This window comes from Janthinobacterium sp. BJB401 (assembly GCF_013372745.1).
GTDB lineage: Bacteria > Pseudomonadota > Gammaproteobacteria > Burkholderiales > Burkholderiaceae_D > Janthinobacterium > Janthinobacterium rivuli.
In genome coordinates this window covers 63,854-72,144 of record NZ_JABXFH010000033.1, presented here as the reverse complement: position 1 = coordinate 72,144, position 8,291 = coordinate 63,854, and the positions used below count along the sequence as shown (strand labels likewise).

General features: G+C 64.7%; 10 protein-coding genes and 1 pseudogene. 8 read left to right on the top strand and 3 right to left on the bottom strand.

Features of this window, described 5'->3' with window-relative positions; all coding sequences use genetic code 11:
* Positions 1 to 864, top strand: a pseudogene (locus HWE17_RS19875) (hypothetical protein); the annotation flags it as partial.
* Positions 865 to 942: 78 nt separating this feature from the next.
* Here the strand turns inward: HWE17_RS19875 and HWE17_RS19870 are convergent.
* A complete protein-coding gene (locus tag HWE17_RS19870) occupies positions 943 to 2,307 on the bottom strand; it encodes an amino acid permease (RefSeq protein ID WP_176389921.1) in 1,365 nt (454 codons plus the stop codon).
* A gap of 151 nt (positions 2,308 to 2,458) precedes the next feature.
* Positions 2,459 to 2,899, bottom strand: a complete 441-nt coding sequence (locus HWE17_RS19865) for a thioesterase family protein (RefSeq protein WP_217916829.1) — start codon at positions 2,897 to 2,899, stop codon at positions 2,459 to 2,461.
* A 136-nt stretch (positions 2,900 to 3,035) separates the two neighbouring features.
* Between HWE17_RS19865 and HWE17_RS19860 the strand changes: the two genes are divergently transcribed.
* A complete protein-coding gene (locus HWE17_RS19860) occupies positions 3,036 to 3,758 on the top strand; it encodes a GntR family transcriptional regulator (protein ID WP_051958643.1) in 723 nt (240 codons plus the stop codon).
* Entirely contained in the window at positions 3,745 to 4,512 is a 768-nt protein-coding gene (locus tag HWE17_RS19855; RefSeq protein ID WP_176389919.1) for an SDR family NAD(P)-dependent oxidoreductase, read from the top strand. Before HWE17_RS19860 ends, HWE17_RS19855 begins: the two co-directional genes overlap by 14 nt.
* Positions 4,513 to 4,553: 41 nt before the next feature.
* Here the strand turns inward: HWE17_RS19855 and HWE17_RS19850 are convergent, their stop codons facing one another.
* A complete protein-coding gene (locus HWE17_RS19850; protein WP_116744637.1) occupies positions 4,554 to 5,027 on the bottom strand; it encodes a heme-degrading domain-containing protein in 474 nt (157 codons plus the stop codon).
* 94 nt (positions 5,028 to 5,121) lie between these two features.
* Here HWE17_RS19850 and alkB point away from each other — a divergent pair, with 94 nt between their 5' ends.
* The 5 genes from alkB (at position 5,122) to HWE17_RS19825 (ending at position 8,284) form a co-directional block, all read left to right on the top strand.
* The gene (alkB, locus tag HWE17_RS19845; RefSeq protein WP_176389918.1) at positions 5,122 to 5,784 is read left to right on the top strand and encodes a DNA oxidative demethylase AlkB; all 663 of its coding nucleotides are present in this window, start codon (positions 5,122 to 5,124) and stop codon (positions 5,782 to 5,784) included.
* Between the two features lie 89 nt (positions 5,785 to 5,873).
* The gene (gene folE2 / locus HWE17_RS19840) at positions 5,874 to 6,803 is read left to right on the top strand and encodes a GTP cyclohydrolase FolE2 (RefSeq protein WP_217916828.1); all 930 of its coding nucleotides are present in this window, start codon (positions 5,874 to 5,876) and stop codon (positions 6,801 to 6,803) included.
* Positions 6,804 to 6,827: 24 nt separating this feature from the next.
* Positions 6,828 to 6,986: a hypothetical protein gene (locus tag HWE17_RS19835; protein WP_157814607.1), complete on the top strand. Its 159-nt coding sequence runs from the start codon at positions 6,828 to 6,830 to the stop codon at positions 6,984 to 6,986.
* An 87-nt stretch (positions 6,987 to 7,073) separates the two neighbouring features.
* The gene (gene blaOXA / locus HWE17_RS19830) at positions 7,074 to 7,892 is read left to right on the top strand and encodes a class D beta-lactamase (RefSeq protein ID WP_176389917.1); all 819 of its coding nucleotides are present in this window, start codon (positions 7,074 to 7,076) and stop codon (positions 7,890 to 7,892) included.
* Entirely contained in the window at positions 7,889 to 8,284 is a 396-nt protein-coding gene (locus HWE17_RS19825) for a hypothetical protein (protein ID WP_176389916.1), read from the top strand. Before blaOXA ends, HWE17_RS19825 begins: the two co-directional genes overlap by 4 nt.
* The last annotated feature ends 7 nt before the right edge of the window (positions 8,285 to 8,291 follow it).

Here is an 8,291-nt window from a genome sequence, read left to right as displayed (position 1 = left end):
CGCGGCCCCGTCATGGCCGACGCCAGCCAACTCAATACCCTGGGCAGCAAGGAGCGCCAAGCCAAGGCGCTGGACAGTTACATGAAACAGTTCGACCAGGCGGCGTCGCGCGGCCATGGCGACGCGGGCCTGGTGTCCATGCTCAAGGATAGCTTCACTGCCTTGCACAGCAACGCCGCCGCGCCACAGGTGGCCACGGACAATCCCGCGACGGGCAAGTGGCGCCTGGCGGCCGAGGACAAGTCCATCCTGACGGGACTGGCCGATTTCAGCGCCTCCGTGTCGCAAACCGTGAAATTCAGCAATCCCATGCGCAGTGCGGAAAGGGATGGCTTCAATTATGAAGTGTCACAAAAGACGGAGCAGGCCGGCGCCAGCCAGGACGAGCGGTCGATCCGGCAGCAGCAGCAATCGAAGCTGAGCGCCAGCTTCCATGAAACGCTCGTCCCCGGCGTGCCGTTGCGCCTGCTGGACAATACGGAATCGCAGAACTATACCTACCATCAGATCGAGGATACGGCCAGCAGCGATGCGCAAGTGGCGTACAAGGATGGCAAGATGGTCAAGGCGAGCTTGCGGCAGGAGGGCAACCAGTCCGAGCGCGTCATGAAGTATTTCCTGGGCAAGCTGGAATCGGACAAGACCACGCCAGGCAACTATTCCGTGCTGCGCGACCTGCTGCCCGTGCTGGGGCCGTACAAGACGGACGAGCTGGGCATGACTCCAGAGAAAAAGGCGGAGCAGCGCCAGCAGGCGATGCTGACATTGAGCGACGACGTGCTGCTGCAGTCGTATGCGGGCATGACCATCAGCACGTGGCGAGCCGATGTGCTGCCGGAGGAGAGTGGGGCCGCCACGGCGTAAAACCGGCAGCCTCCAATGTCAAAAGCCCGTCTGCGAAGACGGGCTTTTTGTTTGCCGATTGCAAAATACAGCGCAAGCCTATGCCCTGGCCTTGCTTTGCTTGATCCAGTAACCGACGCCCAGCGCGGCGAGCCACACGGGTATCAGGTAGACGGAAATGCGCAGGCCCGGCGTCAGGTACATGATCACCAGAATGCCGGCCAGGAACACCAGGCACAGGTAGTTGGTGAACGGGTAGCCCAGGCTCTGGAACAGGGTCGTCTTGCCTTCGATTTTCTTCTGTGCGCGGAAGCGCAAATGGATCCAGCTGATCATGGCCCAATTGATGATCAGCGCCGACACGACGAGGCCCATCAGTACTTCGAACGCTTCGCCCGGCATGAAGTAATTGACCACCACGCAGGCGCCCGTCGCCAGGGCCGATACGCCCAGCGCCACCAGCGGCACGCCGCGGCGGTTCAGGTGCAGTAGCGCGCGCGGCGCATTGCCTTGCTTGGCCAGGCCGAACAGCATGCGCGTGTTGCAGTACACGCCGCTGTTGTAGACGGACAGGGCGGCCGTCAGCACCACCACGTTCAGGGCCGTGGCCACCAGATTGCTGTCGAGCGCATGGAAGATCAGCACGAAGGGGCTGCCGCCGGTGACGACGTTTTGCCACGGGTACAGCGACAGCAAGATGCCCAGCGCGCCGATATAGAAAATCAGGATGCGGTAGATGGCCTGGTTGGTGGCGCGCGGAATCGTCGTGCTTGGATCATCCGCCTCGGCCGCCGTGATGCCCACCAGTTCCAGGCCGCCGAACGAAAACATGATGACGGCCATGGCCATCACCAGTCCCTGCCAGCCGTTCGGGAAGAAGCCGCCGTGCTGCCACAGGTTGGCCACCGAGGCTTGCGGACCGGCGTCGCCGGAAGCGAGCAGGTATGCGCCGAAGACGATCATGCCGATGATGGCGACCACCTTGATCAGGGCGAACCAGAATTCCATCTCGCCGAAAGCCTTTACATTGAGCAGGCTGATGGCGTTGATGACGCAAAAGAAGATCAGCGCCGAGACCCAGGTGGGCACGCCGGGCCACCAGTACTGCACGTAGATGCCGACGGCCGTCAGTTCGGCCATGCTGACGAGCACATACAGCACCCAGTAATTCCAGCCCGACAGGAAGCCGGGCAGGTGGCCGCAGTATTTGTTGGCAAAATAGCTGAAGGAGCCGGCGACGGGTTCGTCGACCACCATCTCGCCCAGCTGGCGCATGATCAAAAAGGCGATGACGCCGGCGATGCCGTAGCCCAGCAGAACCGAGGGGCCGGCCATCTTGATGGTTTGCGCGATGCCCAGAAACAGGCCGGTGCCGATGGCACCGCCCAGGGCGATGAGCTGGATGTGGCGGCTTTTCAGGCCGCGCTTGAGCTCTTGTGGTTCGGTATTCCCGACTGCCGTCATATGTTTTATCCTGTTTTACGGGGCTGAGGTCGCTGATTCTAAAGCATGCACGGGCAAAGCAGGAGCGAAATGCATGTTGCACTGCGGAGGCGCAAGAAAAGCCCCGCATCTTCGCCGAATGGCGCGCAAAACGGCGGCCCAGGCGTCCGCTTTACGCGCCAGCCAAGACGATGGCCGGTTCGTACACGGCCAGAAACTCGGGCGGCAGGCGGCGCGCGCGGCCGCTGCTCAATTCGATGCAGATCAAGTCCCAGCGTCCGCGCACGACGGTGGCGCTGTCGCTGTCGCGGATCAGCTGGAAGCGCCGTTCCATGCTGGAGCGGCCATCGCTGGCGCACAGCCAGGTGGCCAGGGTCAGCGCTTCGCCGGCCCGCGTCGGCAGCAGGTAGTCGTATTCGCCGCGGCGTATCGCCATGGCGCGGTCCAGGCGCCGGTAATCGTCGAGGTCCAGCCCCAGGGTGGCCGAGTGGTGCCAGGCGATATGTTCGCACCAGCGCACATAGACGGCGTTATTCGTGTGTTGCAAGCCGTCGATGTCGCCCGCTTCGGGCGTGACGGGCAGGGTATGGGCCTGCGGATAATCCCAGTTCAAAGGCATTCCTTTCGAGACGGTGGCGGCTGATTGTACGGTCTGGCGGCGCGTCCTGTCTTCTGTGCACGCCAGGAAAAACACTGTTTTTCACATTGATGTATGATGCATCATAATTTTTCAACGATCAAGAACACGCATGAACCATCAACTGGACAGTCTGGTGCACGTCAATCTGGGCAAGTCCGTGTACGCCATGCTGCGCGAGGCGCTGGCGGCCGGGCGCTTCCAGCCGAATGACCGGTTGCGCATCCGTGAGCTGGCGCTGCAGCTGGGCACGAGCGTCACGCCCGTGCGCGACGCCATGCTGCAGCTGGTGCAGGAAGAGGCGCTGGTGCTGCGCTCGCCCCGTGACTTCCGCGTGCCCGTGCTGAGCGTGGCGCGCTACCTGGAAATCCGCGCGCTGCGCCTGGAACTGGAAGGCCTGGGCGCGTTCGAAGCGGCGCAGCGCATCGACGACGCTACCCTGGCCGACCTGGAGCGCCTGCTGCAGGCGAATGAAGAGGCCATCGCCCGGCACGACCTGGCGGCGGCCCTGCAATGCAACCAGGCGTTTCACCTGGGCCTTGCGCAGGCGGCCGGCATGCCGACCTTGAAACGCTTCGTCGACCATTTGTGGATGCAGACGGCGCCCCTGATCGCTGCCGGCTACGCCAGCTTTTCGCCCGACATGCGGGTAGGCCACCACCACGCCATCATCAGCGCGCTGCGCCAGCGCGACGGCGCGGCCGCGCGGCGCGCCATCGAACAGGACATTCTCGACGGCGGCACGCAGATGCTGGCCTATGTCATGCGCCAGGAGCGCATCCACGCCGGCGCAAGCGAACAAGAACAGAACGAGGAAGAACATGACGCACATTGAGCACAAGACTGAACAGAAAAGTGAACAGAAAACCGCCATCGTCACGGGCGCCAGCCGCGGCATCGGCCACGCGGTGGCCGAGCGCTTCCGCAGCCTGGGCTGGCGGGTCATCACCGTCTCGCGCAGCCCGATTCCCGGCGGTTGCCCGCGCAGCCAGGAGCACAACACGCATGTGTGCATGGATTTGTCGGACCTGAGCCAGATCGGGCAAATGGTCGAGACGCTGCGCCCCATGCTGGGCGACTCGAAACTGCACGCCCTGGTCAACAATGCGGGCGTGTCGCCGAAGGGGCCGGGCGGCTCGCGCGTCAATTCGCTGACCACCGACATGCAGACGTGGCAGGAAATGTACAACACCAACTTTTTTGCGCCGCTGGCGCTGACGCGCGGCTTCGCGCAGGAATTGTCGAACGCGCACGGCGCCGTCGTGAACCTGTGCTCGATCGCCGGCTACCGCGTGCACCCGTTTGCCGGCTCGGCCTACGCCAGTTCGAAGGCGGCGCTGGCGTCGCTGACGCGCGAAATGGCCAACGACATGGCGCCGCTGAACGTGCGCGTCAACGCGATCGCGCCGGGCGAAATCGACACGGCCATCCTGTCGCCTGGCACCTCGCACATCGTCGACACGCAAATCCCCCTGCGCCGCCTGGGCACGACGGCCGAAGTGGCCGATTTGGTGGAGTTTTTGTGCAGCGAGCGCGCCTCGTACATCACGGGCGCGGAAATTCCCATCGACGGCGGCCAGCGCATTTAGAGCCTGTCCCGGTAGCCGGCGCGGATGGCGCCTGCGGGGCGTCAGTGCGCGTCCAGCTGCGCCTGCAGCGCGGCCACCACCAGCGCGTGGTCGTCCGCCTGCGCCAGGCCGGAAACGGTGACGGTGCCGACCAGTCCCACGCCGCGTATCAGCAGGGGAAAGGCGCCGCCGTGGCCCGCGTATTCGATGTCATCGAGGTATTTCACGTCTTCGAAGGTGCTGCCGCGGCTTTTATACGAGATGCCCATGTAATAGGAGCTGCGGCAAAAGCGCTGCACCGTATTGTTCTTGCGGCGTATCCAGTCCGCCTGGTCGGCCGTGGCGCCCGTCATGGCGTGGTGGAACAGCACTTGGCCGTTGCGCGTGATGTTGACGGTGACGGCCTTGCCCCGCTTGCGCACTTCCTCGACGATCCACAGGCCCACGGCCAGCGCGGCGTCGTTGTCGAAGCGTTCGAATTGCAGGGATTCTTCCTGCTGCGCCAGGGTTTGCAGCAAATCGGCGTAATGATCCATCGTGGAGGCGGGTGTTAGTGGTCGGAAGCGCTACTGTAGCGCACCATGGGGCGGCCGCGCGCGCTTTTTCCATGGCGCGGCTAAAATAGGCGGCATGAACCTGTCCCTGTTCGCCGATGAAGAACAAGTCCCGGCCGGCCCCGTGCCGCTGGTGCCGGGCTCGTGCGCGTCCGTTCTGCTGCGCGCTTTCGCGCTGCCCTGCCTGGACGAGCTGCTGCCGGCCCTGGACGCCATCGTGCTGGCCGCGCCCCTGCGCCACATGGCTACGCCGGGCGGCTTGCGCATGTCGGTTGCCATGAGCAATTGCGGCCCCCTGGGCTGGGTCACGGATGGACGCGGCTACCGCTATGCGCGGCGCGATCCGGACAGCGGTCTTCCATGGCCGCCGATGCCGCCCGTGTTCCTGCGCCTGGCGCAGGCGGCGGCGCTGGCGGCCGGCTATCCGGGCTTTGTTCCCGACGCCTGCCTGCTTAACCGCTATGCGCCCGGCGCGCGCATGGCCCTGCACCAGGACCGCGATGAATGCGATTTCAACGCGCCCATCGTCTCCGTCTCGCTCGGTTTGCCCGCCACTTTCCTGTTTGGCGGAGCCGAGCGGGCCGACAAGGCGGCGCGCATCGGTCTGCTGCACGGCGACGTGGTGGTGTGGGGCGGCGCCGACCGCTTGCGCTTCCACGGCGTGGCGCCGCTGAAGGAAGGCGAACACGCGGTGCTGGGCGCGCAGCGCATCAATCTGACGTTTCGCAAGGCCAGTTGACCCGTCAATACGCGCATTAATGCAAGTTGCTTGCAAATGCGGGAATTTTTCTTCATGATATGCAACTTGTTTGCATATGGAGTCATCCCATGAAGCGCGATTCGATTTCCTCGCCCCTGCCTGACGTGGCGGCCGGCCCCCATCTGGGCAGCCCCTTGCCGCTCGAGTGGGTCGGCATGCAGGGCATCGCCTTGCCCCTGTGGCTGGAAGAGGGCGGGCAGGCGCAGCAAGTGCATGCCTGGGCCGACGTGCAAGTCGATTTGCCCGACCCGCGCGTCAAGGGCATCCACATGTCGCGTTTGTATCTGCTGCTTGATGCGTTTGCCGCCGCGCAGCCGCTCGATGCGGGAGGGCTGGCCGCCGTGCTGCGGCGCATGGTGGACAGTCACGCCGATTGCGGCAGCACGCAGGCGCGCCTGGCGCTGGCGTTTCCCTTGCTGCGGCGCCAGCCGGCGCTGCTGACGGCGGGCTTGTCGGGCTGGAAATCGTATCCCGTGCGCCTGCAGGCCAGTGTTACTCCGCAGGGCTTTGCGCTGTCCCTGACGGTGGAGATCGGCTACTCGTCGACTTGCCCATGTTCGGCGGCGCTGTCGCGGCAATTGCTGGCCGACGCCTTTGCGGCGCGGTTCGGCGCGGGCGGCATCGACGGCGCGGCCGCGCGCGCCTGGCTGCAGGAACACGCGAGCCTGGCCACGCCGCACAGCCAGCGCAGCACGGCGACGGTCACCGTGCCCTTGACGGAACAGGCGGAGCTGGAGCTGTTCCCCCTGATCGACCTGGTGGAGGCGGCGCTGGCGACGCCCTTGCAGACGGCCGTGAAACGGGCGGACGAACAGGCGTTCGCGCGCCTGAATGGTGCTAACCTGATGTATGTGGAAGATGCGGCCCGCCGCGTGCAGGCGGCGCTGGCGCCACTGGCGTCACATCATGCGCAGGCGCGTGTTACCGTACGGCATATGGAAAGCCTGCATCCGCACGACGCCGTGGCACAGGCGGGCAAGCTTGCCGGAGAATACTAGTCAACCACCCTGGAGGAGCACAGCATGCCGGAGAAAATCGAGCGGGAAGTCAATGATGACAGCCTGGAAGCGGAGCTGGAACGCGAACGGCGCGAGCATGCGCTGATCGACGAGGAAAAGCTGGGTATGGACGAGCTGGAAGAGGAGCGGCTGAAGCGGGAACGCCAGCCGGGCGGTCACTAAGGTCAAGGCAATGTTATCAGCGCTGGCATCGCGCCGTGCTGCCCGGTACAATTTCGCTTTGTCCTTCTCCCCCAACCCCGGAGGCCCATGAAATATCGCGCATTGTTCCAGTTTATCCTCGGCCTGACGGCCGCCACCCTGGCCGCTTCGCAGGCCAGGGCCGCTACCATCTGCACGGCCATGGCCGATGCCAAAACGGGTGCCGTCTTGCTGCAAGAGGGCAATTGCCTCGACAGAGTCACCCCTGCATCCACGTTCAAGATCGCGCTCAGCCTGATGGGCTATGACGCCGGCTTCCTCAAGGACGAGCACAAGCCGGCCCTGCCGTACCGTCAGGGCTACGTGGACTGGGGCGGCGAAGCCTGGCGCCAGGATACGGACCCGTCGCGCTGGATGCAGTATTCCGTCGTCTGGTATTCGCAGCAGATCACGCAGGCGCTGGGCGCCGAGCGCTTCCAGAAATACGCGAAGGCTTTGCGCTATGGCAATGCGGATGTCTCGGGAGATCCGGGCAAGGACAACAGCCTGGAGCGCTCGTGGATCAGTTCTTCGCTGAAAATTTCACCACTGGAACAGCTGGGGTTCTTGCGCAAGCTGGTCAATTATCAGCTGCCCGTGACGAAACAGGCGATGGAAGCAACGCAGCGCCTGACCCGCCTGGCGGACGTGGGCGGCTGGCAAGTGCATGGCAAGACGGGCGCCGCCTTCCCGCGCAAGGCCGACGGCGGCTTCGACGAAGCGCATGGCTACGGCTGGTTCGTGGGCTGGGCCAGCAAGGGCGAGCGCAGCATCGTCTTTGCGCGCCTGGTGCAGGATGACAAGAAGGGTGAGCAGTCGGCCGGCTTGCGCACGCGCGAGGCCATGCTGAAGGAATTGCCGGCCCTGCTGGAGCAGGCGCAGAAGTGACGGCCAGCATCGTTGCCGCCACCTTCATCGCGTCCGACGGCGAGTACCTGGAAGCCATCATCGAGGTGGATGGCCAGCGCCTGCACGTGATGGACGAGTTCGGCGGCGGGCAGATGGCCGCCGGCACGCAAGTCCAGCTCGAACTGTGGCCCATGGCCAGCGAACTTGACGACTGGGACGCCATCTTCCGCGCCAACCCTGACCGGGTGCAGGGGCTGCGCCGGCTCGACGGCTGGCGCTACCTGGCGCTGGGCGTCGTGACCCAGGTCGACCCCGTCATCTGCGATTGCGGCCTGCTGCAACTGGAAAACCCGTTTACGACGCATGACGCGCGCTGCGTGGGCGCGTATGTCGGCGTCAGCCTGGCGCGCCTCGATGCTTGCCTGGCGTAAATTCCGG

Excerpts from the sequence above, each read along its gene's own strand:
- HWE17_RS19870 (WP_176389921.1), bottom strand. The coding sequence starts at position 2,307 with ATGACGGCAGTCGGGAATACCGAACCACAAGAGCTCAAGCGCGGCCTG.
- HWE17_RS19860 (WP_051958643.1), top strand. The coding sequence starts at position 3,036 with ATGAACCATCAACTGGACAGTCTGGTGCACGTCAATCTGGGCAAGTCC.
- HWE17_RS19855 (WP_176389919.1), top strand. The coding sequence starts at position 3,745 with ATGACGCACATTGAGCACAAGACTGAACAGAAAAGTGAACAGAAAACC.
- HWE17_RS19850 (WP_116744637.1), bottom strand. The coding sequence starts at position 5,027 with ATGGATCATTACGCCGATTTGCTGCAAACCCTGGCGCAGCAGGAAGAA.
- alkB (WP_176389918.1), top strand. The coding sequence starts at position 5,122 with ATGAACCTGTCCCTGTTCGCCGATGAAGAACAAGTCCCGGCCGGCCCC.
- folE2 (WP_217916828.1), top strand. The coding sequence starts at position 5,874 with ATGAAGCGCGATTCGATTTCCTCGCCCCTGCCTGACGTGGCGGCCGGC.
- HWE17_RS19835 (WP_157814607.1), top strand. The coding sequence starts at position 6,828 with ATGCCGGAGAAAATCGAGCGGGAAGTCAATGATGACAGCCTGGAAGCG.
- blaOXA (WP_176389917.1), top strand. The coding sequence starts at position 7,074 with ATGAAATATCGCGCATTGTTCCAGTTTATCCTCGGCCTGACGGCCGCC.